Below are 24,351 nucleotides of genomic sequence, written 5' to 3'. Positions count from 1 at the left end.
GTGGTCACCCCGGAACTCAATCCCGTGGAGCGGGCCGAGCACATCGGCGGCGCCGACCTGCACTACTGGGTCTACCGGGACGAACGCGTCGAAGCCGGTGTCCCAGTCGGCACAGGCGTACCAGCGGTATCCGTCCCAGCCGTCCCACTTGACCCGGCTGGCGCAGTTGACGGCGCTGGCGCAGCCGACGGGGTCGACACGGTGCTGATGGTGCACGGGCTGCGCGGCACCCACCACGGCCTGGAGCTCGTCGCTGCGGGACTGCCGGACCACCGCGTCGTGATCCCGGACCTGCCCGGATTCGGGGACTCCGGGCCGATGACCGGACGCCGTCACGACGTCGCCGGTTATGCGCACGTGATCACCGAGCTCATCGAGCGGCTCGGTGGCCGCGATCGGCCGATCGTGCTGGTCGGGCACTCCTTCGGTTCGATCGTGGCCGCGCGCGTCGCCTCCGCCGCACCGGAACTCGTCCGGCGGTTGGTGCTGATCAACCCAATCGCAACGCCTGCGCTGCGCGGTCCGCGCGTCGTGCTGTCCGGGCTGACCTCCGCCTACTACACGCTGGGCAGGCGGCTGCCGCTGCGGGCCGGGCACTCGCTGCTGAGCAACAGATGGGTGGTGCTCGCGGCGAGCCGGGCGATGACGCGGACGAAGGACAAGCAGCTGCGCGGGTTCATCGACGACAACCACCTGCGGTACTTCAGCCGTTTCCACAGCCCGGCCCTGGTCAGCGAGACCTTCGAGGCCTCGGTGACGCACACCGTTGCCGATCACGCCGACGCCCTCCGCATGCCCACCTTGCTGATCGCGGGCGAGTCGGACGAGATCGCGCCGCTGGCGGGGCAGCGCGCGCTGGCAGCGCGACTGGCCGACGCCGAACTCGTCGTGATTCCCAACGTGGGGCACCTGGTGCACTACGAAACGCCGGAACCGGCGGCCGAAGCGATCCAACGGTTTCTCGGAGCGCCATGAACAGCCTGGACAGCTTCGGCGGCTTCGGGACCGCCGACCGGCGTTCAACCGGCACAGCACGCGGATCGACCCGCGCAGCGGCGCGGCAGCGGCCCCGCTTGCCGGGCGGCAACGCCCAGTCGGCAACGTCGGAATCGCCGATCGGCACGGCTGCTGAGCCCAGGCCGATGAACGTCGTCGTCGACGCGCGCTGGACGCGGACCGACCAGCACGACGGGATCAGCCGCTACGGAGCGAGCCTGATCGAAGCATTGCACCACCTCCATCCGGTGACGATGTTGATCCATGACGAGCGGCAACTGCGGCTGCTGCCCTCCGGTGTCGCGCACGTGAAGGTCAACAGCCCGTTCTCGCCGCGGGAGCTCTGGCTGTCGCACACCCTCAACCGACTCGGCGCCGATGTGGTGTTCAGTCCGTTGCAGGTGATCGGCGGTTTCCGGCGCGATTACCGGCTCGTGCTCACGCTGCACGACCTGATCTACTACCGCCATCCGCAGCCACCGGGATTCCTGCCGCTGCCGGTGCGTGCGGCGTGGCGGCTGTACCACAAGGCATTCTGGCCGCAGCGCGTGATGCTGAACCGGGCGGATGCGGTGGTCACGGTCAGCGATACGACCCGCAAGCTCATCGCAGCACACCGACTGACCCGGCGTCCGGTGACGGTCGTCCACAATGCACCGTCCGCACCGCCGGAAGACAGCCCAAACAGCAGCCCGCAAGACTGCGCTGCGAACGGCAGGGGGCACAGCGCCGAGGGCGACCTCGGATCCGGTCCGGATCGGGAGTCGACGGGTGGGCCTCGCGAGCTGGTGTACATGGGCTCGTTCATGCCGTACAAGAACGTGGAAACGTTGATCGCTGGCATGGCTCTCCTTCCGGAATACCGATTGCACTTGGTCAGTCGAATCGCGCCGGAACGCGAAGCGGAATTGCGGGCGCTGCTACCTCCGGGCGTCGATGTGGTGTTCTGGCGGGGGATCGGTGAAAGCGACTACCGGGCGCTGCTCGGCAGGGCGAGCGCGCTGGTCACCGCTTCCCGGGACGAGGGATTCGGACTGCCGATCATCGAGGCGATGAACGCGGGGACGCCGGTGGTCTGCAGCGACCTGGAGATCTTCCACGAGGTCACCGGGGGTCATGCGAGGTTCTTCGACCCGGGGTCGTCGAAGGGTTTCGCCACCGCCGTGCGCGAGGTGGAGGATCTCGGAACACGTGCCGATCTGGTCGCCGCGGCTCGCGGTCAGTCGGCGAAGTTCAGCTGGGCCAACTCCGCCGAACGGCTGCTGGAACTGATGCGGGACCTGGTCCGCTGAACGGTCAGTGCGACCAGACCTTGATCGCCCGGGCCACGAATGTCGGCTGTGGTGTCTCGGAACCCGTTGGGTGGGTGGCGAATTCCGCGTCGCTGGCGCATCTGGCGTCCTGGTACACCGTCACCGGGCGGCCGGTGTGGTTCGCGAAGGAACGCACCTCGAAGCCCGGCACGAGCGGGGTGCACTGCTCCAGGGCGGTCGCCTGGATGTGGACCTCGTGCCGCTCGCCGCTGTAGTCCGCTTCCGGCCAGACGCAGAAAAACCCTGGCGGACAAGGCTTTTCCGGTGGCGCTGCGCCCGCGCCGGGAGCGCCCACCAGGATCGCGGCGACGGCGAGCAGGGCGGCGACGACCATTCGCCAAATCCCGTCTCGCCAGGCCCGCCGCCAGGCTGCCGACCGGGTGATCGGCCAGCCGAGCACAGTGGATGAAGCACGCGTGGACATGCGAAAAATCCCTTCGTGAGTGGATAATCGAGAGGACAGCGGCCGGATTCGGCCCACTGGAACCAAGATCCCGAAGCCCGGATCGGATTGCCAGTGAATTTGCTGGATACACCCCGACCGGGTGGATTTCGCCGCCCGGTGAAAAGTCGCGGCAACCGCAATGATCGGCTCGGCGGGCTGCCGGAACACCCCCGACTGCGATATACAGTCAGCTCGGTTACCCCTCGGTAGTGCGGAGGTCGGCAGTGACGCTGGACGCTGATGTGATCGTGGTGGGCGCCGGGCTGGCGGGCCTGGTCGCCACCGCGGAGCTGGCCGATGCGGGCCGCCGCGTGGTGCTGGTGGACCAGGAACCCGAGGCGTCCCTGGGCGGGCAGGCGCACTGGTCCTTCGGTGGTCTGTTCCTCGTCGACTCCCCGGAGCAGCGGCGGCTGGGCGTGCGCGACTCCCAGGAGCTCGCGCTGCAGGACTGGTTGGGCTCGGCGGGTTTCGACCGCCCCGAGGACCACTGGCCCCGGCAGTGGGCGCAGGCGTACGTGGACTTCGCCGCGGGGGAGAAGCGGGCTTGGCTGGCCGCCCAGGGCGTGCGGTTCTTCCCGCTGGTGCAGTGGGCGGAGCGCGGCGGTTACCTGGCCACCGGGCACGGCAATTCCGTGCCGCGCTTCCACATCGTCTGGGGCACCGGCCCCGGTGTGCTCGCGCCGTTCATCCGACGGGTGCGGCAGGCCGTCGAGCGCGGGCTGGTGGAGCTGCGGTTCCGGCACCGCGTCAGCGAGCTGATCACCACCGGTGGCGCGGTGACCGGCGTGCGCGGCGAAGTGCTCGCACCGAGCGCGGTGGAGCGCGGGCGACCGAGTTCTCGCGACGTGGCCGCCGATTTCGAGCTGCACGCGCAGGCGGTGCTCGTCGCATCCGGCGGCATCGGCGGGAATCTCGACCTGGTGCGGCGGAATTGGCCCGAGCGCTACGGTCCGGCGCCGAAGTACCTGATCGCCGGTGTGCCGGACCACGTCGACGGGCGGATGCTCGAAGTCGTGTCGCGAAGCGGCGGGCGCATCATCAACCCGGACCGGATGTGGCACTACACCGAGGGAATCCACAACTACGCGCCGATCTGGAGCAGGCACGGCATCCGGATCCTGCCCGGCCCGTCGTCGCTGTGGCTGGATGCGCAGGGCCATCGGCTACCCGCACCGCTGTTCCCCGGTTTCGACACCCTCGGCACCATGGAGCACATCGCGAAATCCGGCCACGAGTACACCTGGTTCGTGCTCAACCGGCGCATCATCGGCCGCGAGTTCGCGCTGTCCGGCTCCGAGCAGAACCCCGACCTGACCGATCGCAGCCTCCGCAAGCTGTTGCAGCGCGGCGGTAGCGCAACGCCCGGACCGGTCGCCGAATTCGTCCGCCGCGGCTCGGACTTCGTCGTCCGGCGCACCGTGCCGGAGCTCGCGCGCGGCATGAACGACCTGATCGGCGAGCCGCTGATCGACGCGGCCGCGCTGGAGCGCGAGATCGTCGCCCGGGACCGCCAGGTGGCCTCGGGACTGGGCAAGGACGAGCAGGTCATCGCCATCCGCGCGGCCCGCCGCTACGTGGTCGATCGGATGATCCGGGTCGCCGAGCCGCACCGGTTGCTGGATCCGGCCGCCGGGCCGCTGATCGCGGTTAGGCTGTCCGTCCTGACCCGCAAGACCCTCGGCGGGTTGGAGACCGATCTCTCCGGCCGAGTTCTGCGGGATTCCGGCGACCCGCTGCCCGGCCTCTACGCGGCCGGTGAGGTCGCCGGTTTCGGCGGCGGTGGCGTGCACGGCTACCGCGCATTGGAGGGCACCTTCCTCGGCGGCTGCTTGTTCTCCGGCAGGCAGGCCGGGCGGGCCGCGGCCGCCGCGTTGGGATAGCCCGCTGGACCTGCGGATTCGCCGGGGCGCTCGGACAATCGGATCGTGAATGATCCGGCTGAGTCAGGCTCGTGGGTGTTGCGGATCGGGCGCGAGGAGTTGCTGGTCCGGCAGCGCTACGAGGTCGTCAGCATCGCCAACGACTTCCTGATCGCGCTTTGGTTCATCGCGGGCAGCCTGCTGTTCTTCCACCGGGACACGGCGACCGCTGGGACCTGGCTGTTCCTGCTGGGCAGCTGCGAGCTGGCAATCCGACCGGTGATCAGGCTCACCCGGCACCTGCACCTGCGGCGGTTCCGGCCGGTCGGCCCCAAGGCGTCCGACCAGGATTTCTGAATTCCGCGTTCGAATGGGCCTTGATCAGAGGTAGCAGCCGCTGACGAATCCGCTAACCCGGGTGCGGCGATTCGTGACTTCGAACCATTCCGAATTCGCCGAGCCGTCCGAGCAGTGAACGCTTTCGCCGGTGACCAGCTGGCGGTTGGTGACCTTGTCCCCGGGATTTCCCACCCCGCGCGTGGCGGCGCCCGTATTGGGCGCCGAGCGGATCCGCACGCCAGGTGCGAGGAAGTCGCCAGGCTGGTCGTTGGAGCTCCGGTCAACCAGTTCTACCAGGCCATTCTTGATTTCGACCGCGATGGTGGCGACCTGGGTGCCCAGCCCTGAGACGGGCAGGACGGCGGCGGTGGCCGCAGCGAGCAGTGCGCCTCGAACCGAACGCATCAGAATACCCCCCGATTCGCCCACCGGATCGCTTCCCATTGCCCCCTGCTATTGCCGAAGCGATCTTTTGGCGGGCAAGTTCCAGTTTATGGAGAATTGCGACGGATCGGCAGTATCCGATTGGGTAGAGCAAAATTGCTCAGGCCCGCCGAACGGCCGGTGACGGACGGCGATCGGGTCGATCCGCAGCCCCCACCTGTGGGGTGAGCGGTGGCTGCCCGCAGACGCGGTGCGTACCGACGAGATTGGCCCCCGGGATGCCTCCCAGGGGCCAATCTCGAACAGCGATGCGGTGGACCGAACTCGATCCGCTCAGCCGATGCGGGAGCCGAGCCCGGTCAGGGCGCGGACCTCCATCTCCGCCTGGCGCTCCTCGTCGACCTCCTCCTTGCCCAGGAAGGTGCCGATGAACGCGCAGATGAACGAGATGGGGATGGACACGATGCCCGGGTTCTTCAGGGGGAAGAACGCGAAATCCATGCTCGGGATGATCGAATCGGGCGAGCCCGAGAGCACCGGCGAGAAGATCACCAGCAGCAGGCAGGAACCCAGCCCGCTGTAGATGCCCCACAGCGTGCCCCTGGTGTTGAACCGCTTCCAGAACAGCGAGTACAGCAGCGTGGACAGGTTCGCCGACGCGGCGAAGGCGAACGCCAGTCCGACCAGGAACGCGATGTTCTGGCCGATGACCAGGATGCCGCCGAGGATCGAGGCGGCACCGATCACCAGCGCGGTCAACCGGGCGACCCGCACCACCGCGTCGGAGTCGATTTCGCCGCGGCGGACCACGTTGGCGTAGACGTCGTGCGCGAACGAGGCGGACGCGGTCAGCGTCAGTCCCGCCACCACCGCCAGGATCGTGGCGAAGGCGACCGCGGAGATGATGCCCAGCAGCACCGTGCCGCCGATCTGGTAAGCCAGCAGCGGCGCCGCCGAGTTCTCCGCACCGGGTGCGCCCAGGATCGCGTCGGTGCCCACCAGCGCTCCCGCGCCGTAGCCGATGACCAGGGTGCAGATGTAGAAGGTCGCCATCGTCCAGGTCGCCCAGACCACCGAACGGCGGGCCTCGCGGGCGTCGGGCACGGTGTAGAACCGCATCAGCACGTGCGGCAGGCCGCCGACGCCGAGCACCAGCGCCAACGACAGCGACACGAAGTCCAGTTTGGTCAGTTCGGATTTCCCGTACTGCACACCGGGGGCGAAGATGCTGCGGCCGTGCGGGTTGTTCTCCGCGGCCTGCTGCAACAGGCTGGTGAAGCTGTAGCCGAACTTGCCGAGCAGGAAGACCGTGATCAGCACGGCGCACAGCAGCAGCATGGCGGCCTTGATGATCTGCACCCAGGTGGTGCCTTTCATGCCGCCCACCAGCACGTAGATCATCATCACCGCGCCGACGGCGGCGATCACCAGGCCCTGTCCGAACTTGCTGTGGACGTTGAGCAGCAGCGCGACCAGACCACCGGCGCCGGCGATCTGGGCGATCATGTAGACGATCGTGATGGCCAATGTGGACGAAGCCGCCGCGGCACGCACCGGGCGCTGGCGCATCCGGAAGCTGAGCACGTCGCCCATGGTGAAGCGGCCGGTGTTGCGGGTCCGCTCGGCGATCAGCAGCAGGTTGATCAGCCAGGCGACGAGGAAGCCGATGGAGTACAGGAAGCCGTCGTAGCCGTAGATCGCGATCGCACCGGCGATGCCCAGGAACGACGCGGCGGAGAGGTAATCCCCGGAAAGCGCGATGCCGTTCTGCGCGCCGCTGAACGAGCTGCCCGCGACGAAGTAGTCGCTGGAGCTGCCTCGGCTGCTCACCCGGTACACGATGAAGAGCGTGATCAGCACGAACACCGCGAAGACGCTGGTGTTGATGATCCAGCTGTCGGGCGGGATCAGCTGCGGTTCGTTCATTGGTCGAGCTCTCCCGCGTCCTGTCGGATCTGGTCGACCTTGGGGTCGATGTGGCGGCGGGCGAACCGGAGGTACAGCGTGGTCAAGCCCACCGTGGTGATGAACTGGCCGATTCCCATGACCAGCCCGACGTTGATCTCACCGACCAACGGGCGGGCCATGAATTCAGGCAGGTAGGCGGCGACGGCTACGTACCCGAGGTACCAGATCAGAAAAAACGCCGTTGCCGGAAAAACGAACCATTTCAGTCGGCGGCGTAGCGCGCGGAATTCGGCGCTCTGCTGGATTGCGGCGAAATCGGGGCGTTCGTTGGTCGCGCGAACGGCGCTCTTCTCGATTCCTCCGAAGGCCGACCGCGGATTTCCGGGCTGCTCGCGGGGGCTGCCCCGCAGCGCGGATTGCGTTGCGTTGCTCATGCATCCTTCCTGGCACTTCGCGGTTGGCTCGCTGGGCCGGGGCCTGGCGGTGGCGGGGAATTCTAACCACTTCGCGAGCCGGTTCAACAGTGTGGGGATCGCCACCGGGATCCGATTTCCCGGACGCCCGCGGTGGGTGTCCGGGAGGCCGTCAGTGGCTGTTCAACGCTTGGTTACTCCCTGGTAGTAGCAGTTCAGCCTATCGTGAGGAGGTAGGATGATCTTGTTGACCTGGCCTTTTGTGCTGTCGCGACCAAAGTGGAATGCCTTTCCTTAGGCTAAACGAGTGAAAATGTCGCGGGTGTTTGCGTTAGCTTTGACCACGCGGTGTGACATCGCCTGTTTGTCGTAGTGGAATGGCAAAAAGCCCCCCGTTGTATCCCGGCTTCCGGGGTTTATAGTGCTTGGGCACTGAAAGACAGTCGCCAGATCAGGAAAGGTCACGGTTCGGTACCAGTGTCTGGAATGCACCAACCGGGGACGCCTGCGGTTACGCTGAGTGTTCTCCGGGCCTCATCGATACGGAGCAGTATCGGAGGGCGTTTCCAGTCGTTGGCTGGTACACGAGCACGACTGGATTTCAACCAAGACAGCCCAGACGACGATTGCGGGACCGCACGCATGCGCCGTTCTCCAACGCATTGTCCGCCAGAGAGGGTCCAGACCCTGAGTGACCAGCACGTGGACCTGAGCCCGCAGCCGGGAGAGCGCTCATGAGCGCGGGCGAGGCCGGGCGCACCCGCTTCCGCGCGCTGCAGTGGCGCAACTGGTCCCTGCCGACCAAGTTGGCCGCCGTGGTCCTGGTGCCGGTCATCTTCGCGATCACGCTCGGTATCGGGCAGATCCGATGGCAGGTCGATCAGGCCGCCGAGTACGGCCGCGTCGCGCGGGTGGTGGACGCCGTCGACCGGATCGAGCCGTTGATCGCCGGGATCCAGCACGAGCGGACCCGCTCGGTGGAGTTCCTGGTCGGCGACAACGCCGCCACCTCGGTCGACGAGCAGGCCACCGCGGTGGACCGAGCAGCCGCTGACCTCGCGAAGATCATCAACTCCTCCGATTCCTACGGTGCGGTCGTCTCGGACCGCTACCGCGAACTCCGCCCGCTGCTGGACCGGTTGCCGCAGCTGCGCCAGCAGGTGCGCAACCACCAGCTCAACGCGGACCAGACGATCGGCGCCTACACCCAGGCCATCACCTCGGTCCTCGCCTTGGACCGCGCGCTGGCCAGCAGCGTCGCCGACCCCAGCATGTCCAGCACGGCGACCGCGCTGCAGGACATGCTGGGTCTGACCGAGGAAGTGCGGCTGCAGCAGGCCTGGGTGCTGACCGGATTGACCGACGGCAGCCTCAACCCGGTCGCGCTGAACAACCTCCTCGACTCACGGGCCCGACTGCTCAACAAGATCGGCGATGCCCGCTCCACGGTCGCCGCGCACTGGCAGCAGCGGCTGGACGCCACGCTCAGCGCGCCGGAGATCCTGAACCGCAACCGGATGCTCGGCGCGATCATCGGCGAGAGCACCGACAACCGCTACACCGGCGGGTACTCGGTGCGGCGCGACGCCTGGAATGCGGGAACCGACGCCTCGGTCGCCCTGATCGACCAGGGCCACGACGATCTGGCAGCCGAGGTGCGCACCACCGCCGGGCGGCTGGAGTCCGAGGCCAGCGACGCCGCTGGTTGGGACTCGGTGCTGCTGCTGTCCGCGCTGATCCTGGCCGCCGCGATCATCATCATGATCGCCCGGCAGTTGCTCGGCTCGCTGCGCGTACTGCGCCGCAGCGCGCTGGATGCGGCGGAGTACGAACTGCCCGCGGCAGTGGCCGCCATCCGGGAGGGCAACACCGCCGACGCGACGGTCGAACCCGTTCCGGTGCACACCACCGACGAAGTCGGGCAGCTGGCCCGCGCCTTCGACGAGGTGAACGAGCAGGCGCTGCGACTCGCGGTGGAGCAGGCCGACCTGCGTCGCGGCTACAGCGAGGTGTTCATCAGCGTTTCCCGACGCAGCCAGAGCTTGCTGGAACGGCAGCTGCGCCTGTTCGAGCAGCTGGAGCAGGACGAAGAGGACCCGGACCAGCTCGCGCGGTTGTTCCAGCTGGACCACCTCGCCACCCGGATGCGGCGCAACAACGAGAACCTGATGGTCCTCTCCGGTAGCGACCTGGCGCGGCGCTTCGGCAAACCCACCGACCTGGCGGACGTGCTGCGCGCCGCGGTTTCCGAGATCGAGCAGTACCCGCGGGTCGTGGTGCAGCCGCCGCCCGGGGTGCAGCTGCGCGGGCACACCGCCAGCGACCTGGTGCGGCTGATGGCCGAATTGCTGGACAACGCGGCGAACTTCTCGGCCCCGGACACCAGCGTGACGGTGTCCAGCTACCAGGCGGGCGACGGCACCGTGGTGCTCGACGTGCTGGACCAGGGCATCGGCATGGGATACCCGGAATTGGCCCGGGCCAACGAACGACTGGCGCAGGTGGACGAGGACGACCTGGCCACTTCCCGGCGCATGGGCCTGTTCGTCGCCGGGCGCTTGGCCGTCCGGCACGGCATCGGGGTCGAGTTGCACGGTGGGCCGGACGTCGAAGGCGTGCGGGCGACGGTGATGATTCCGGCCGAGCACGTGGTCGCGATCGAATCCGGGCCGGTCCCGATGGCGCAGCCCGCCCAGCACAACGGGCACGCGCACACCGACCTGCCGACATCTGGGGCCTTCCCGCAGTTCGACGAGCAAGCCGATGCGGCGCAGGACGGTTCGTTCTGGCAAGAACCGAGCCCGGCGAGCCTGTTCGAGCCCAGCACAGCCCTGTTCGAACCCAGCGCAGCGCTATCGGATGATCCGCCGACGGCGCACCTGTTCGACGCGCCTCTCGACATCCCGCAGCAGCCGCGTGCGGTGTCCTCGGAATTCACCGTTGACTGGCCCGGTGTCGAGCCACCGGCGGAACAGCCCGCCGAGGCGGAATCGCCGATCTTCGAAGAGGTCGCCACCCAGTGGTTCCAGCCAGCCAGCGAGAACCCGATGCTGCATTCGAGCGCCGACTCCGGCGATTTCAGCTGGCCAGGCGGGGAAAGCGAGCCGACCCAGGCCGAGGAGCCCGCGGAGTTCGCCTCGTCGAGCGCAGACTTGCTGACGCGGGAACCGACGGAGGAGGAGTCGCTTACCCTCTCCGGGTTACCGCGCCGGACGCCGCGCGGGCAGCAGGGGGCAGCCGAACCGGCCGTCGAAAAACCCGCTCGCAGCGCCGAGGACATCAGTCGGCGGCTCGCCCACAACGGTGTGCAGTTCGGACATTCGCCCGAGGCGTCGGTGGAAGCCCCGGCGGAAACTTCGATGGAGACCTCCGGGGCCAACTCGTGGGGACCCGACTTCTGGACCTCGGATGCCTCGGGATCGGACAGCTGGGCAGCCGCCGAACAGGCCCCAAACGCGGAGCCCGCCGAGCCGCACCCGTGGAACATGGACAGCTCCGAGGCGCAGGCCTGGAACTTCGCCGCGGACCGGGCGCGCGAGGCTGCGGCGGCTGCGGCGAACCCGGAACCCGAGACGTTCACGCAGGCCGGGCTCCCTCGTCGAACCCCGAAGGCGAACTTGGTGCCGGGCAGTGTGACGAATTCCGAACCGGAAACGAATTCGAGGATGTTCCAGCGCGACCCGGACCAACTCCGCGGCCGCCTGGCCGATTTCCAAAGCGGAATCAGTCGTGGTCGGCATCGAGCAACTGACGTGGACTGACATGAAGTCCGCAGTACGAACGCGTGATCACCTCGGCAACGAACAGGAGGTTGCATGACTGCTCAGGAGATGATTTCCCGCAGGTTCGGCTGGCTGATCACGGACTTCACCGGGCGCGTGGCCGGTGTGGCACACGCGATCGTGGTGTCCGCTGATGGCCTGGTGCTGACCGCGTCGCAGACCCTGCCCCGGGACCGTGCTGATCAACTGGCTGCGGTCGCCTCGGGCCTGCTGAGCCTCACCCAAGGTTCAGCGAAGTGCTTCGAGGCAGGACGAGTGGTTCAGACCATCGTCGAAATGGAGCGTGGCACGCTGCTGCAGATGGGCATCAGCGACGGCTCCTGCCTGACCGTGCTCGCCGCCCCGCAGTGCGACATGGGGCTGATCGCCTACGAGATGACCATGCTCGTGGAGCGCGTCGGCCAGATGCTCACCCCAGAGATCCGGTCGCAGTTGCAAGGGATGCCGAACGCGGTTACCGGCCAACTGGTGTGAGGACGCGATGAGTAGACGCTCGGATTACCCACGGCAAGGGCGAAGACGCGACAACTCCGGCGACAACAGCTTCGCCGAGGTCGTCAACGGCTTCACCTTCGGCAGCGGGCGCAAGCGCAAGCGCGAGCAGCACGAGGAGGCCGAACAGCCGCCCGAGCAGTACGCCGAGCAGTACGCCGAGCAGTACGAGGACTCTTACCCGAACGATCAGTTCGAGTCGATGGAGCCGGAAGCCCCGGCCGCGTCCAGCATCCGGTCCTACACCTGGACCGGTGGGCGCACCAGGTCGAACTACCAGCTGGAACTGGAAACCCTGGTTTCCGTTGGCGAGATGTACCGGCCAGGAACGGCGCTTCGACTGGAGCACCAGTCGATCGCTGAGCTGTGCCAACACCCCAGGTCGGTGGCGGAAGTGGGGGCGCTGTTGTCAGTGCCGATCGGGGTTGCCCGCGTGTTGTTGGCCGATATGGCCGAACTGGGGTTGATCACCGTCCACCAGACGGTGAGCGAAAGCGGCAGCGCACCACACATGGTGTTGATGGAAAGGGTTTTGAGTGGACTCCGTCGGCTATAGCGCGCCCCAGCTCGGCCCCGTGCCGCCGCAGGCCGTCAATCGGGGCGGCACCACGTCGACCTCGGCGAAGATCGTCGTCGCGGGCGGATTCGGCGTCGGCAAGACGACCTTCGTCGGTTCGGTGTCGGAGATCGTGCCGTTAACCACCGAGGCGGTGATGACGGAGGCCAGCCGCGGCGTCGACGACCTGGATGCGACGCCGAACAAGACCACCACCACGGTGGCGATGGACTTCGGCCGCATCTCGCTGGCCTCCGACCTGATCCTTTACCTGTTCGGCACCCCCGGCCAGCAGCGGTTCTGGTTCATGTGGGACGACCTGGTGCGCGGCGCGATCGGTGCCGTCGTGCTGGTGGACACCCGGCGGCTGGCCGATTCGTTCTCCGCGATCGACTTCTTCGAGGATCGCGGGCTGCCCTACCTGGTCGGGGTGAACTGCTTCGAAGGCCAGATGCTGCACTCGATCGAGCAGGTCCGCGAAGCGATGGCGATCGGCCCCGACGTGCCGATCGGACCGTGCGATGCCCGGGATCGGGAATCCACCAAGCGCACCCTGATCGCACTCGTCGAGCACGCCATGCGGCACTGGACAACCCGCCAGCCCAGCTGACCGGCCGATCGTCGTGGGTGCGAAAGCGGTTTGGAACCCGCTTTCGCACTTCCTACCTCAAGGCTTTCGACCGACTCCGCCGAGGAGGTTGTACTCGCCGTCGGAGGGTTCGGCGAGGCGCGGCCCGTCCGGCCACCAGTCGAAGAGGTGCGACAGGCCCGGCTCGACCATCTCCATGCCCCGGAACAGCGAGGCGATCTCGTCCCGCTTGCGGTAGTAGCAGCTGCCCATCATCTCGTTGAACCGCGCCTCGGACTCGGCCGCGAGCTTGGCCCGCGAGCTGCCGTCGTCGGGGTTGTGCAGGTGCGAGATCGCGAGGTAGGAACCGGAGGCCATGGCGTCGATGTAAGTCGACATGATCCCGAGCGGCTCCTCGTCGTTGGTGACGTGGTGCAGGGTGTTGCACTGGATCAACGCGATCGGCTGGCTCAGGTCGAGGTACTTCGTGACCGCCGGGTTCGCCAGGATTTCCGCGGGCCTGCGCAGATCCCCGACCGCGAAGTGGGTGTACTCGTTCTCCTCCAGCAGCGCGCGGCCGTGCGCGGCGACCGACGGGTCGTTGTCGATGTAGACCACCCGAGCCTCGGCGTTGATCCGCTGCGCCGCCTGGTGGGTGTTCTCCGCGGTGGGCAGTCCGGAACCCAGGTCGAGGAACTGCTCGATGCCCGCTTGCCCGGCCAGGAATCGGACCACGCGGATCAGCCATGCCCGGCACTGCCTGCCGACCTGCACCGCCTCCGGGGCGATCTTCTGGATCTGCTGGAGGACCTCGCGGTCCACCTCGAAGTTGTCTTTGCCGCCGACGAATGCGTCGTACACCCGCGCGATGCTGGGTTTGGTCGTGTCGATCTGCGGCCTGTCAACGCTTGCCATGGAAGGGGGTCCGCTCGGTCCGGGGAGAGACTGATCAAGTGCAGGGTATTCCGGTACGAGCGCGAGGTAAACACCCGTCACGGCACAGATGCGCTGATCCGGACGTCGGAGTCGGCGTCGGGTTCGGCGAACGCGAGCAGCTGGTGGCCCTCCCGCGCCACCGCATCGCTGTCCACTTCGGACAACTTCCGGTACGGCTCGACCAGCAGCGTCGCGGTGTCCTGCTGCCTGGAGAGCTGCCAGGTGCCGCGCAGGAAGCCGTCGACCAGGAACGTCCCTGGTAACACGCCGTTCTTGACGTCGAAAAGCCGCTTGCGGTCGTTCTCCTGCATGACCCGGGTGCGATCCCGGTGCGCGAGCAGCAGGTTGTCGAACGGCGGCAGGAACCGAGGTGGGGCTGGTACCTCCGGGTCCGGCAGCGGTGCGTCGGGGAGGTCGAACAGCTCACGCCCGGTCTCGTCGCGGACGCTGCGCAGGTCCAGCCGTGACACGACCTCCTTCAGTCCCTTGAGCCCGGACCACGTCTGCATGTCCACGACGGTGGCCGGACCGAACGCCGCGAGGTAGCGGCGGAGCACGTCGCCCAGCGCCGGGTCGGTCGCGAGCGGCCGACCGAGCCAGGTTTCGGCGGTCGCGAAGGTCGGTTGACCGCTGCGCCCCCACACCGCGCGGGGCGGGATCTGCACCAGCGGCAGCAGGTTCCGGACCGCTTGGACCAGCGACGCCGGGTCCCGGCCCGGCCACCGCTCGGCGAGCAGCGGGCGCAGTTGGGCGGCGGTTCGGGGCCGCTCGTCGAGCAGTTCCCGCCCGGCGGCGGCGATCTCGGCGTGGTCGAGCCCCGCGATGCCCGCGCTGAACCGGGTGTCGCTGCGCAGCTCGCGGTCCATGATCGGCTGCGCCAGGGGCCGCAGCAGCAGGCAGTCGGCCGCGGTGACCAGGTGGACGGTGCCGCGCATCAGCACGATGCGGACCACGCTGCGGTCCAGCAGCCGTTGCGCCAGGTCATCGGGCTCGAATCGCGAGAGACGGGTCCACAGACCGAAATACGGCGGGAACGGCGCCTGGGCCTGCATCCCGACGAGGTGTTCGATGGCCGCCACCGCGGACCGTTCCGAGCGGCGCAGCAGCAGCTGCCGATCCAGGGTCGCGCGGTTGAGCCCGCGCAGGCTGACGGCGGTCATCGTTCCCCTTTCACCGCGATCACCCTATTTCGCCGCCCTGACGTCCGGCGCTGGCCGCTTTCTCGTGCCGGTAAGAACCGGAAGGAGTGCTCATGAGGGCTGGTGGCAGACTTGCGGCGATGAGCGGAGCGGTTTTGGTCCTCGGGGGTCGCAGCGAGATCGGCGTCGCGGTGGCGGAGCGCTTGGTCAAACGCGGGCACAGCACCGTCGTCCTGGCGGCCCGCCGGTCGTCGGATCTGGACGGCGAGGAGGCCGCGCTCCGTGCGGCCGGTGCCTCCGACGTGCTGCGGGTGGAGTTCGACGCGGCGGATGTCGCCAGCCACGCGGAGCTGCTGCGCGGCGTCGTGGACCGGCACGGTCCGATCGACGTCGCGGTGACCGCCTTCGGCGTGCTCGGCGATCAGCAGCGGGCCGAGCGGGATGCCGCGCACGCGATCGACATCGTGCACACCGACTACGTCGCGCACATCAGCGTGCTGACGCACCTGGCGAACCTGTTCCGGGCACAGGGCAGCGGCAAGATCGTGGTGTTCTCGTCCGTCGCGGGGGTGCGGGTGCGGCGGGCGAACTACGTGTACGGGTCGGCGAAAGCCGGGCTCGACGGGTTCGCGAACGGCCTCTCCGACGCCCTGGTCGGCAGCGGCGTGGAATTGTTGATCGTTCGACCGGGGTTCGTCATCGGGCGGATGACCAGCGGGATGGATCCCGCGCCGTGGTCCAGCACGCCCGAGAAGGTCGCGGACGCGACGGTCAACGCGCTGCGCCGCGGGCGCCGCGTGGTGTGGGTGCCGCCGATCCTGCGCTGGGTGTTCGCGGCGATGCGTCTGGTCCCGCAACCCGTCTGGCGCCGCATGCCGCGCTGACGCTGCTCGTGTGAAAATTCCCGTTCTTACCGGAAATGATCGCCCATGCCTCAGGCGAGGTCCAGGGCGTTCGCGTCGATGGCGAGCAGATCGCGCAGCGCGGTGGCGCCGGACGGGGTGACGCGCACCGCGCGGCCGGTGCCGATGCGTTTGATCCAGCCGGAATCGAGGAAGCGGCGCAGCAGGTGGGCACCGCCGGTACCGCCGAGGTGGGAGCGCCGTTCGGTCCAGTCCAGGCAGGCGCGCGCCAGCGGCCGCCGGGTGCCGCGCAGGTCTGCGGCGCCGATGCCCAGCGTGCCGGTCAGCCAGTCGAAGCCCGCGTCGGTGATGGCGAAGCCGTCGGACTGGTTGAGCAGGCCAGCACTGGTCATGCCGTCGGCGATCGCGACCCCGAGCCGTCCGGCGAGGTGGTCGTAGCAGGTTCGGCCGCGTGCCAAGGCAGCCGATGCGCTGACCGCCCGCAGTCCAGTCGGCTGTTCCCGGCTCGGCCCCAGGTGGCCGATGAACCCCTCCAGCAGGTCCGCGGCCTTCGGGTTCGCCAGCTGCACGTACCGGTGCCGCCCCTGCCTGCGTTCCACCAGCAGCCCGCCCGCGACCAGCCGGTTCAGGTGCTCGCTGGCGGTTGAGGCGGCCACTCCGGCGTGCGCCGCCAGTTCGGTGCCGGTCCAAGCCCGGCCGTCGAGCATCGCCAGGCAGAACGCGGCGCGCGTCGGGTCGGCGAGCAGGCCCGCGAGCCGGGCGACATCGTGGGCCATCGTCATGCCGGTCATTGTCCGACGACGACACTTCGGTGCGCGCCGAAGCGTCCCGGTTCCGCGCTGCGCGTGGCCCGCGTGTTTCAGTTGGTCAGGACTGCGTCGTCGGTGGTCGGCGACGCGGTTCCGGTGGCTTCCAGTGACCTCCGTCCGGTCCCGTCCAGCGCTCCACCCCGGCGCCGAGGTAGTGGCGGAACCAGTCCGCGGCCAGATCCGCGACCCGTTCCAGCGCGCCGGGTTCCTCGAAGAGGTGGCCGGCGTGCGGCACGATCTCGATCTTGATGTCGGTCAGCGGCAGTGCGGTGAGCAGGTTGGCGGCCTGCCGGTTGAGGTTGAGCACCTCGCGGTCGTCGCCGCCGACGATCAGCAGCGTCGGTGCCTGCACCGAAGCAAGTCCCTCACCGCCCAGGTCCGGGCGACCGCCGCGCGACACCACGGCGGCGATCCGGTCCGGTCGCCGCGCGGCGGCCTTCAGCGCGGCGGCGGCGCCGGTGCTGGCGCCGAACAGCCCGATCGGCATGCCCTTGGTGGCCGACCACGCGTTGAGCTCGTCGATCGCGGGCAGCAGCCGCTCGGCGAGCAGGTCGATGTCGAAGCGCAGTTCGTGGGTGCGTTGGTCGAACTTCGCCTCCTCCGGGGTGAGCAGATCCAGCAGCAGGGTGCCGAATCCGGCGTTCTGCAACGACTCCGCAACCGCGCGGTTGCGGGGGCTGTGCCGGGAGCTTCCGGAACCGTGCGCGAACAAAACCACCGCCCGGGCAGGCGGTGGCACGACGAGATCCCCTTCCAGGTCGCCCTTGGGTCCTTTGACGATCACCGGCTCGGTTGCGACTTGAACCATCTGAGCCTCCTCCAGTTCGGCAAGCTCCGACTACCCCGACTCGCCAAGCCCGACACGCCCGGTAGCCCGGCATCTGCCGTCGGCGCCGCACCGCCTGTCGCCGCGCCCACAACGGGTTGCGGATGCCGTTCACCCGGCCACCGATGGGGTGCCGTCAGGTGCCGTCGGCGAGGGTGACCGCGCGGCACGCCAGGTGCAGGGCCAGCCGTTCGTCGCGGTGGCCGAGGTCGACCGCGAGGAGGCGCTCGATGCGTTCGATGCGCGCCGCGACGGTGTTGCGGTGCACGCCCAGCACGGCGGCGGTTTCCGCGATCGACGACTCCGCGTCCAGATATGCCGCCAAGGTGTGGATCAGGTCGCCGGGCTGGCCGCGCAGCGGCGCGATGAGCGTGCGGGCGGCGGGTTCGAAGGTGTCGGTGCGGGTCCACTCCAGCAGCAGTTGTGCCATGCCGAGTTGGTCGACGTGCAGGAATCGGCCGGACTCGGGCCTGGTCCGGGCCATCCGCGCGGCGTCGGTGGCCTCGGCGATCGTGGTGGCCAGGCCGTCGGCTTGGGGGTGCGGGCGGCCGACTCCCATGTGCGCGTCCATGGTGCGCTGCAACTCGTGGTGGGCGGCGCGCAGTTGCGCGGCGAGCGCCCGCACCCGGTCGGCCGTCGGTTCCTGGTCGAAGGTGACCCACCCCGTCCAGCCGTCGCCGTGCTCGACCACCACCGCTTCGCCGCCTTCGGGGTGCAGTGCCCGCTCGACTTCCGGATTGCGCGCGACGGTGTCCACTGCGGACTGGGTACCGATGCGGATACCGATGTGCCAGCCGCCGAGGGTCCACCCCGCGTCCGCCGCACGGCGTCGCAGGTCGGCGGGCGGCTCGTCGTCCAAGCGGAGCAGATCGCCCAGCAGCGCGGCGCGGGAGCGCGCGTCGCGCTCCAGGTCAAGCCGGTTGGCCAGCAGCCAGCGCTGCACCGCTGCGGCGGCGACCGACAGCGCGGGCGGCACGATGTCCGCGTGGGCCGCGCCGGTGGCGGGCAGCTCGGCGGTCAGCCAGAGCATCGGACGGGCCGACTCGGGCAGCAGCACGGGATGCGCGAGCAGCACGTCTTCGCCGAGCTGGATGCGCTGCGGCACCGGTTCCCGCACCCGGACTCCGCCCGCGTGCGGGAGTTTTCCGGCGAGCAGCGCGCCGCTGGCGTCGAGCAGGGCGACCGGTGCGTCCAGGAGGCCGTGCACGGTCGTCACGATGTCCTCCGGGGTGCGGATGCGCGGGCCGAGTGCGTCGTGGGTGGCCAGCACGAGGTCCGCGCGGTCCAGCGTCGGTGCGGCCAGTTGCAGGCGTGCGGCGATCAGCAGGTCGAGCGGCGCCGCGGTGGTGATCAACAGCGGGACGCCGAGCCGATCACCGAGCAGCCGGGTGGTGTCCAGCAACTCGCTCGCGGGCAGCAGCACACCGGCACCGTCGCCATCGGCGATCCGGCGCAGCACCGCATCGATCCGCCAGTCGGTCGCGGGCATCGGCTGCACGACCACCACCAGCTCGCCGACCTCGACCGGCCGGTCCGGGACCATCGGCCGGGCCAGCCGCACGGTGCGGTCGACATCGCCCGCCAACACCCGCACCGACCTGCGCCATTCCGGCAGCGCGAGCAGTCGCCGCACACTGGTGCTCATCGCGGCACCCCCAGCAGGATCGGGTCGCAGTCGATGCCGAAGGCGCGCGGTTCCAGCACGGGCAGTCGGCGCGGATCCGTCCAGAATTCCGCGGCGGGCAGCCGCAGGACGGTGACTTCAACGCCCTGCCGGACGACGTCGCAGGGGATCGGCACGCCGGTTCGGCGATCCAGCACCGCGAGCACATCCGGGGTGGACGCCACCGGTTCGCCGTCGCGCATCGCGAGCAGGTACTCGTTCTCCATCTCCAGCCGCAGCAATGACCGCGTCCGGTGGTCCCGGACGGTCACGCTGCCGCGCGCGAACCCGGTCCGGCCGTGCTCGCGGGGGCCGGGGCGACGGGACACCTCGACCACCCGGCCCAGCCCGAGCACCTGGCCGCCGGTCGCAGCGGCGAGCTCCTCGGCCCCGGGCCGTTCGCCCACCGCGAGGGCGCGGCGGCCCAGCGAAAGCGCTGCGCTCACGGTGTCGAGGATCGCGCAGTCCGGTAGCTGCCCCGCCGGGATCGGTGCGAGGGCGAGCACCGCCCAGCCGCCGGAGCTGGCGAGGAAGGCGCGGGCGCTGCGTTCGACCTCGGCCGGGGTGCCTTCGGCGAGCACCAGCACCTGTCCACCGGGCTCGGCGAGCACGGCGGGCGCCAAACCGCTGCCCGCGGCGGCGACGGAGAGCTGGTCGAGCCGGGGCACGCCGCGTCCCGACAGGTCCGCGTCCACCCCGGCCAGGCCGAGCTGTCCGGCAGCGACCAGGGGCAGGACGCCGTTGAGCCCGCCTACTTCGATGGAGATCACCGCGTCCGCGACCCGGCCGGTCCACCGTTCGATCGCCGCGACGGCCGCGCCGAACTCCGCTCCGCTGGGCAGCTTCTCGGCGAACACCGCGGCCGCCCCGATCACGCCGATCGGGACCACCTGCGCGTCCGCGGCCAGTTCGGGGGTCGGGATGACGGCCATCGGGTGACCAGCGGCGAGCCGGTTGCGCAGCAGGGCGGCGGCGGTGACGGTGTCCCCGCCGCCCCCGGAGCCGAGCAGCGAAACGCCCCGCTCCAACGCGGGCACGTCCGGCAGACCGATGCGCATGGGCCCAGCGTGCCTCATCGTCCGGGCTCCGCCGCCTGTCGGACCTTGGGGTGGCGATTGCGCGCGAAAACGCCACCCCCTCCCCCCGGGACGCGGTGATTTCGCGCGAAACCGCCGCGTCCACCCCCCGCGGGCCATGCCGAAGAAGCTCGCTGAGCGGGCAGCACGGGGACCACTGCGCCGTCAGGTGAGGGTTTCGACCGGGTGGAAGTCGTAGGGGAGGCCGAAGGCGGTCGGGCCGAAGACGGCGAGGGCTTCGGGGGTGCGCATCAGATCCGGGGTGGAGATGCCGATGACCGTGACCCGCTGGCCGTAGCGCAGTGCCTCGGTGGTGATCGGTTCGGCCTGCTCGGCGTCCAGCACGCACACCAGGTCCGGCACCACGCACCGCACCTCGCCGTCGATCAGCGCCACCAGGTTCTCGTTCTGGAACTCCAGCTCCAGTTTGCTCGCGGCGTCGTAGGACAGCACCGCGGCACGCCCCCGGGCGAACCCGGCCTCGGTGCGCCGCTCGACGTCCGAGACCTTGCCCCGGAACAGCACTCGCAGATTCCCGTACAAGGTGTCCTGCAGAACCTCGCCGAGGTGCGCGATTGGATCCGCGTTGGCCTCGCGGGCCTGGCGGATGGCTTTGCCGACGGTGTGCGCCAGGGTGAGGGTGCGGGGGATCGCGGTGCGCTTGACGTCCGCGCCGCGCATCGAGTACTCGGCGATGTGCGCGACCCCGCCGAGCCGGATGGTGATGCCGCGCGCCAGCCACTCCATCCGCTCGTTGTCCGCACCGGCGTCGATCACCGCGGTCTCGCAGCGTTCCCCGGCGATCGCCATCGGCGAACCCCGCACCCCGTAGACCCCGAAGGTCTCCATCTGCAGTTCGGGGAAGGCCCGGCCCATGCCGTCGGCGTCCACCACCGGTAGCCCGGTGCGGGCCGCCACGACCAGCGGAATCATCGAGTTGATGCCGCCGCATTCGATCGGCATGGTCGCGGTTGCCGCGATGCCGAGATGCCGCTCCAGCGCCCGCAGCGCGACCACCGGCTCGTTGCCGCTGGGAATCTTCTCGTGCACCACCGTCGGCGCGCCCATCTGCGCGGTCGGGATCACCAGCGCATCATCGTCCACTTCGGACGGATCGAGCACCGTGACGGTGCCGAACTCGCGGATCGCCTGCTGCACCAGCAACCGCCCCACGTACGGGTCGCCACCGCCTCCGGTGCCCAGCACGGCGGCGCCGCGGGCCAGATCTTCGAGGTGGTCCTCGGTCAACTGCCAGCTCACTGCGAAACCCCCACCGGATCGATGTCGTAGCCGAAGTAGCGCGGTCCGGCCAGCTCCAACCCGGCCGTGCTGTGCCAGCGCGGGTCGGCCGGTGCGGCGATGACCGCGACCCGCTGGCCGAAGCGCAGCGCCTCGGTGGTCACCGCCTCGCCCGATTCGCGGTCCAGCGTGCAGATCAGATCCGGCACCGAGGCCAGCACGGTGCCGTCGCGCTCGGCGACCAGGTGCTCGTTCTGGAATCGCAGCACCAACTCGGTCCCGCTGTCGCCGTCCGAGCCGGTCAGCCGGGCGTCGCCACGGGCGAAACCGGAGAGGGTGCGGCGCGAGACGTCGACGACCTTGCCGGTGAACAGCCGCCGTCCCCGCAACCGCGCGACGACCGCGGCCACCGGATCGGTGTGCTCGGCCCGCGCGGTGCGCACCAGTCGGCCCAACTCGGCGCACAACGTCAGGGTGCCCGGCACCAGTGATTCGCGGGCCTGCCGACCGGTCATCGCGTAGTTGCTGATCATCGCCGAGCAACCCATGTCGATGGTGGCGCTGCGCGCCAGCCGTTCCGCCCAGTGGTTGTCCACCGTGTCCAGAATTCCTCGGTTGCCCTTCTCGTCGGCGATGGCCATCGGGGTGGCCGCGATGCCGTACAGCGTGGGCAGCACCATCTGGATCTCGGGGAACGCGCGGCCCATCCCGTCGGCGTCGACCAGCGGCAGGCCGAGCTGCGCTGCGGCGGCGACCGGGATCAGCGAGTTGACGCCGCCCGCCTCGGCACACGCGATGTGCGTCAGTTCGCGGCCGAGGTAGCCCGCCAGCGTGCGGGCCGCCAGGCCGATCTGCTCGATCGACGGCAGCTTCTCGACCATCACGGTCGGCGCACCCATCATCGCCACCGGCAGCACGGCGGCCTCCGGTGGCAGTTCGTCCAGCGGTGTCAGGGCGACCGGACCGTGTTCGCGCAGCGACGCGCTGGCCAGCAACCGGCCGATGTGCGGGTCACCGCCACCGCCGGTGCCCAGGATGGCGGCACCGCGCGCGATGTCGTCCAAATCGGACAGTTCGATCCGCCGCATGGCAGCGGTGCGCTGCGGTGCGCGGTCGTCACTCATCGCCGCCTCCGAGCTGCAGATCGCCGACCGCCTTCGCCCGGATCCGGGTCGCATTGCCCGGCAGGTAGGGGATCGGCACCTCGTCGAAGTCTACGATGTCTACAGTGGACGGACTTGCGCCCGCGGCCACCGCGCGGTCGATCGCCTCCTGCTTGGCCTCGTCGACCACCGAATCGCGGCGGCCCGGCTCGATCGCGTACACCCGGTCGACCTCGCCGCCGATCTGCGCGATGGCCGCGCCGATGGCGTTGGCCACCGCGTAGTTCTCCGGTCGGTGCACCGCACCCGCATCGCCCATGTCGTCGGGCAGCAGCACCGAGCCGCCGCCGACGGCGACCACCGGCAGCGGCTCGGCGGAAGTGCGCATCCGCTCCACCGCGTCGGCGGTGTCGGCGGCGATGCGCTCCAGCGCGGCCTGCACCAGGTTCTTGTCCAGGTGCTTGACCAGGTCGGGGTCGCCGATCACGGCGCGCCCGGCGGCCACCGCGATGTCCGTCGCGGTCAGCGTGTCGCCGCCGAAAACCAGCGCCTGCGAGGTCAGCCGGTAGCCGACCGAGTCCGGGCCGACGGTCACCGCGGCCGGTTCGCCGCGCACCAGGCTGCCGCCGCCCAGCCCGATGGACAGCACGTCCGGCATCCGGAAGTTGGTGCGGATCCCGGCGACGCTCACCGCGGTGGTGGCCTCACGCGGGAAGCCCTGGTTGAGCACGCCGACGTCGCTGGTGGTGCCGCCGACGTCGACCACCGCGCAGGTGTCCAAACCGGACAGCACGGCAGCACCGCGCATCGAGTTGGTCGGGCCGGACGCGAAGGTCGCCACCGGGTAGCGGCGGGCGAAGTCGACGTCCATCAGCGTGCCGTCGTTCTGGCTGAGGTACAGCGGAGCCGTGATGCCCGCACCGGTCACCGATGCGGCCAGGCCGTCCACGATGTTGGCCGCCAACTCCCGCAGCGCGGCGTTGATGACCGTGGCGTTCTCCCGCTCCAGCAGGCCGATCCGGCCGATCTCGTGGGACAGCGAGATCGCCACGTCGGGCAGCTCGGCGGCGATGAGCTCCGCCGCGCGCTGCTCGAATTCGTGGTTGACCGGGGAGAACACCGAGGTGATCGCGACGCTGCGGATGCCGCCCCGCGCCATGTCGTCGATGGCCTTGCGCAGTTCGGGCTCGTCGAGCTCGGCGATGTGCCGACCGTCGAACTCGTGCCCGCCGTGGCACAGGTAGCTGCGTCCGGAAACAGCGTCCACCAAGCGCTGCGGCCAGTCCACCATCGGCGGCAGCGACGCACCGGCGGGCAGGCTGAGCCGCACCGCGGCGGTCGGCGCGAGGCGGCTGGCCTCGATCAGCGCGTTGATGAAGTGGGTGGTGCCGATCATGACCGCGCGGACCTTGGCCGGGTCGAACGCGTGCTGCCGCTGCAGGCCGTCGATCGCCGCGACGATCCCGGAGGTGACATCGGTGGTGGTGCTCATCTTCACCGCGGCCAGCACGTTCGTGCCGTCCAGCAGAACCGCGTCGGTGTTGGTGCCGCCGACGTCAATGCCGATACGCAAGTCGAAACTCCTTGTCTTGGTCCTGGTCGTGAGTGCGAAAACCGGCTGGAACCGGCTTTCGCACTCACG

The 24,351-nt window shown here is 69.5% G+C and carries 22 protein-coding genes; 9 read left to right on the top strand and 13 right to left on the bottom strand.

All coding sequences use genetic code 11. From position 1 onward, the window contains the following. Both ACTWQN_RS34775 and ACTWQN_RS34770 read left to right on the top strand, forming a co-directional pair. Positions 1-975: an alpha/beta fold hydrolase gene (locus tag ACTWQN_RS34775; RefSeq protein WP_443207909.1), complete on the top strand. Its 975-nt coding sequence runs from the start codon at positions 1-3 to the stop codon at positions 973-975. Then, positions 972-2,288: a glycosyltransferase family 4 protein gene (locus ACTWQN_RS34770; RefSeq protein ID WP_443207908.1), complete on the top strand. Its 1,317-nt coding sequence runs from the start codon at positions 972-974 to the stop codon at positions 2,286-2,288. Before ACTWQN_RS34775 ends, ACTWQN_RS34770 begins: the two co-directional genes overlap by 4 nt. A 4-nt stretch (positions 2,289-2,292) precedes the next feature. Here the strand turns inward: ACTWQN_RS34770 and ACTWQN_RS34765 are convergent, their stop codons facing one another. Further along, positions 2,293-2,733: a peptidase inhibitor family I36 protein gene (locus ACTWQN_RS34765; RefSeq protein ID WP_443207907.1), complete on the bottom strand. Its 441-nt coding sequence runs from the start codon at positions 2,731-2,733 to the stop codon at positions 2,293-2,295. A 245-nt stretch (positions 2,734-2,978) separates the two neighbouring features. On the opposite strand from ACTWQN_RS34765, the gene ACTWQN_RS34760 reads away from it, so the two are divergent. Beyond that, entirely contained in the window at positions 2,979-4,634 is a 1,656-nt protein-coding gene (locus tag ACTWQN_RS34760) for an FAD-binding dehydrogenase (protein WP_443207906.1), read from the top strand. A 45-nt stretch (positions 4,635-4,679) separates the two neighbouring features. After that, complete coding sequence (locus ACTWQN_RS34755; protein WP_443207905.1) at positions 4,680-4,970, top strand: YrhK family protein; 291 nt, start codon at positions 4,680-4,682, stop codon at positions 4,968-4,970. A 24-nt stretch (positions 4,971-4,994) separates the two neighbouring features. Here the strand turns inward: ACTWQN_RS34755 and ACTWQN_RS34750 are convergent, their stop codons facing one another. From ACTWQN_RS34750 to ACTWQN_RS34740, 3 genes are all read right to left on the bottom strand, one after another. After that, on the bottom strand, positions 4,995-5,396 hold the full coding sequence (locus ACTWQN_RS34750) for a hypothetical protein (protein ID WP_443207904.1): 402 nt from the start codon (positions 5,394-5,396) through the stop codon (positions 4,995-4,997). Positions 5,397-5,669: 273 nt separating this feature from the next. Further along, positions 5,670-7,262, bottom strand: a complete 1,593-nt coding sequence (locus tag ACTWQN_RS34745) for a monocarboxylic acid transporter (protein WP_443207903.1) — start codon at positions 7,260-7,262, stop codon at positions 5,670-5,672. Then, complete coding sequence (locus tag ACTWQN_RS34740) at positions 7,259-7,678, bottom strand: DUF485 domain-containing protein (protein WP_443207902.1); 420 nt, start codon at positions 7,676-7,678, stop codon at positions 7,259-7,261. Before ACTWQN_RS34740 ends, ACTWQN_RS34745 begins: the two co-directional genes overlap by 4 nt. 713 nt (positions 7,679-8,391) lie before the next feature. On the opposite strand from ACTWQN_RS34740, the gene ACTWQN_RS34735 reads away from it, so the two are divergent. The 4 genes from ACTWQN_RS34735 to ACTWQN_RS34720 are packed head-to-tail and all read left to right on the top strand — an operon-like array spanning position 8,392 to position 13,097. Then, positions 8,392-11,418 carry a sensor histidine kinase gene (locus tag ACTWQN_RS34735; protein WP_443207901.1) on the top strand — a complete coding sequence of 1,009 codons (3,027 nt, stop codon included), beginning with the start codon at positions 8,392-8,394 and terminating at the stop codon, positions 11,416-11,418. Positions 11,419-11,472: 54 nt separating this feature from the next. Continuing rightward, on the top strand, positions 11,473-11,913 hold the full coding sequence (locus tag ACTWQN_RS34730) for a roadblock/LC7 domain-containing protein (RefSeq protein ID WP_443207900.1): 441 nt from the start codon (positions 11,473-11,475) through the stop codon (positions 11,911-11,913). A 7-nt stretch (positions 11,914-11,920) separates the two neighbouring features. Continuing rightward, on the top strand, positions 11,921-12,487 hold the full coding sequence (locus ACTWQN_RS34725; protein ID WP_443207899.1) for a DUF742 domain-containing protein: 567 nt from the start codon (positions 11,921-11,923) through the stop codon (positions 12,485-12,487). Then, on the top strand, positions 12,468-13,097 hold the full coding sequence (locus ACTWQN_RS34720; RefSeq protein ID WP_443207898.1) for a GTP-binding protein: 630 nt from the start codon (positions 12,468-12,470) through the stop codon (positions 13,095-13,097). Before ACTWQN_RS34725 ends, ACTWQN_RS34720 begins: the two co-directional genes overlap by 20 nt. 57 nt (positions 13,098-13,154) lie before the next feature. Here ACTWQN_RS34720 and ACTWQN_RS34715 read toward each other — a convergent pair whose 3' ends face one another. Next, the gene (locus ACTWQN_RS34715; protein ID WP_443207897.1) at positions 13,155-13,970 is read right to left on the bottom strand and encodes an SAM-dependent methyltransferase; all 816 of its coding nucleotides are present in this window, start codon (positions 13,968-13,970) and stop codon (positions 13,155-13,157) included. Between the two features lie 77 nt (positions 13,971-14,047). Beyond that, on the bottom strand, positions 14,048-15,151 hold the full coding sequence (locus ACTWQN_RS34710; protein ID WP_443207896.1) for a winged helix DNA-binding domain-containing protein: 1,104 nt from the start codon (positions 15,149-15,151) through the stop codon (positions 14,048-14,050). A gap of 119 nt (positions 15,152-15,270) precedes the next feature. Between ACTWQN_RS34710 and dprE2 the strand changes: the two genes are divergently transcribed. Beyond that, positions 15,271-16,014, top strand: coding sequence for a decaprenylphospho-beta-D-erythro-pentofuranosid-2-ulose 2-reductase (gene dprE2 / locus ACTWQN_RS34705; protein WP_443207895.1), 744 nt, complete (start codon positions 15,271-15,273; stop codon positions 16,012-16,014). A gap of 50 nt (positions 16,015-16,064) precedes the next feature. On the opposite strand, the gene ACTWQN_RS34700 is transcribed toward dprE2, so the two are convergent. The 7 genes from ACTWQN_RS34700 to ACTWQN_RS34670 all read right to left on the bottom strand — a co-directional run bounded on the left by ACTWQN_RS34700 (position 16,065) and on the right by ACTWQN_RS34670 (position 24,282). Continuing rightward, positions 16,065-16,775: an ArsR/SmtB family transcription factor gene (locus ACTWQN_RS34700; protein ID WP_443207894.1), complete on the bottom strand. Its 711-nt coding sequence runs from the start codon at positions 16,773-16,775 to the stop codon at positions 16,065-16,067. 85 nt (positions 16,776-16,860) lie between these two features. Beyond that, positions 16,861-17,610: a dienelactone hydrolase family protein gene (locus ACTWQN_RS34695; protein WP_443207893.1), complete on the bottom strand. Its 750-nt coding sequence runs from the start codon at positions 17,608-17,610 to the stop codon at positions 16,861-16,863. 154 nt (positions 17,611-17,764) lie between these two features. After that, positions 17,765-19,273 (bottom strand): PucR family transcriptional regulator, encoded by a 1,509-nt coding sequence (locus ACTWQN_RS34690; RefSeq protein ID WP_443207892.1) that lies wholly within the window; start codon positions 19,271-19,273, stop codon positions 17,765-17,767. Beyond that, positions 19,270-20,349 (bottom strand): S-methyl thiohydantoin desulfurase family protein, encoded by a 1,080-nt coding sequence (locus tag ACTWQN_RS34685; RefSeq protein WP_443207891.1) that lies wholly within the window; start codon positions 20,347-20,349, stop codon positions 19,270-19,272. The genes ACTWQN_RS34690 and ACTWQN_RS34685 overlap by 4 nt, the downstream gene beginning before the upstream one ends. Positions 20,350-20,532: 183 nt before the next feature. After that, entirely contained in the window at positions 20,533-21,627 is a 1,095-nt protein-coding gene (locus tag ACTWQN_RS34680; protein ID WP_443207890.1) for an S-methyl thiohydantoin desulfurase family protein, read from the bottom strand. Continuing rightward, positions 21,624-22,730: an S-methyl thiohydantoin desulfurase family protein gene (locus ACTWQN_RS34675; protein WP_443207889.1), complete on the bottom strand. Its 1,107-nt coding sequence runs from the start codon at positions 22,728-22,730 to the stop codon at positions 21,624-21,626. Before ACTWQN_RS34675 ends, ACTWQN_RS34680 begins: the two co-directional genes overlap by 4 nt. Beyond that, positions 22,723-24,282, bottom strand: a complete 1,560-nt coding sequence (locus ACTWQN_RS34670) for a hydantoinase/oxoprolinase N-terminal domain-containing protein (RefSeq protein WP_443207888.1) — start codon at positions 24,280-24,282, stop codon at positions 22,723-22,725. The genes ACTWQN_RS34675 and ACTWQN_RS34670 overlap by 8 nt, the downstream gene beginning before the upstream one ends. Between the last annotated feature and the right edge of the window lie 69 nt (positions 24,283-24,351).

Origin of the sequence: Saccharopolyspora antiqui (assembly GCF_052246905.1) — a bacterium.
In the GTDB taxonomy this organism is placed as follows: domain Bacteria; phylum Actinomycetota; class Actinomycetes; order Mycobacteriales; family Pseudonocardiaceae; genus Saccharopolyspora.
This window is presented reverse-complemented; position numbering and strand designations above follow the sequence as displayed.

Bases quoted from the DNA above. Each gene is read 5' to 3' on its own strand.
- ACTWQN_RS34700 (WP_443207894.1), bottom strand. From the start codon at position 16,775: ATGACGATGGCCCACGATGTCGCCCGGCTCGCGGGCCTGCTCGCCGAC.
- ACTWQN_RS34675 (WP_443207889.1), bottom strand. From the start codon at position 22,730: ATGAGTGACGACCGCGCACCGCAGCGCACCGCTGCCATGCGGCGGATC.
- ACTWQN_RS34715 (WP_443207897.1), bottom strand. From the start codon at position 13,970: ATGGCAAGCGTTGACAGGCCGCAGATCGACACGACCAAACCCAGCATC.
- ACTWQN_RS34710 (WP_443207896.1), bottom strand. From the start codon at position 15,151: ATGACCGCCGTCAGCCTGCGCGGGCTCAACCGCGCGACCCTGGATCGG.
- ACTWQN_RS34725 (WP_443207899.1), top strand. From the start codon at position 11,921: ATGAGTAGACGCTCGGATTACCCACGGCAAGGGCGAAGACGCGACAAC.
- ACTWQN_RS34695 (WP_443207893.1), bottom strand. From the start codon at position 17,610: ATGGTTCAAGTCGCAACCGAGCCGGTGATCGTCAAAGGACCCAAGGGC.
- ACTWQN_RS34770 (WP_443207908.1), top strand. From the start codon at position 972: ATGAACAGCCTGGACAGCTTCGGCGGCTTCGGGACCGCCGACCGGCGT.
- ACTWQN_RS34765 (WP_443207907.1), bottom strand. From the start codon at position 2,733: ATGTCCACGCGTGCTTCATCCACTGTGCTCGGCTGGCCGATCACCCGG.
- ACTWQN_RS34690 (WP_443207892.1), bottom strand. From the start codon at position 19,273: ATGAGCACCAGTGTGCGGCGACTGCTCGCGCTGCCGGAATGGCGCAGG.
- ACTWQN_RS34685 (WP_443207891.1), bottom strand. From the start codon at position 20,349: ATGCGCATCGGTCTGCCGGACGTGCCCGCGTTGGAGCGGGGCGTTTCG.
- ACTWQN_RS34735 (WP_443207901.1), top strand. From the start codon at position 8,392: ATGAGCGCGGGCGAGGCCGGGCGCACCCGCTTCCGCGCGCTGCAGTGG.
- ACTWQN_RS34750 (WP_443207904.1), bottom strand. From the start codon at position 5,396: ATGGGAAGCGATCCGGTGGGCGAATCGGGGGGTATTCTGATGCGTTCG.
- dprE2 (WP_443207895.1), top strand. From the start codon at position 15,271: ATGAGCGGAGCGGTTTTGGTCCTCGGGGGTCGCAGCGAGATCGGCGTC.
- ACTWQN_RS34730 (WP_443207900.1), top strand. From the start codon at position 11,473: ATGACTGCTCAGGAGATGATTTCCCGCAGGTTCGGCTGGCTGATCACG.
- ACTWQN_RS34745 (WP_443207903.1), bottom strand. From the start codon at position 7,262: ATGAACGAACCGCAGCTGATCCCGCCCGACAGCTGGATCATCAACACC.
- ACTWQN_RS34740 (WP_443207902.1), bottom strand. From the start codon at position 7,678: ATGAGCAACGCAACGCAATCCGCGCTGCGGGGCAGCCCCCGCGAGCAG.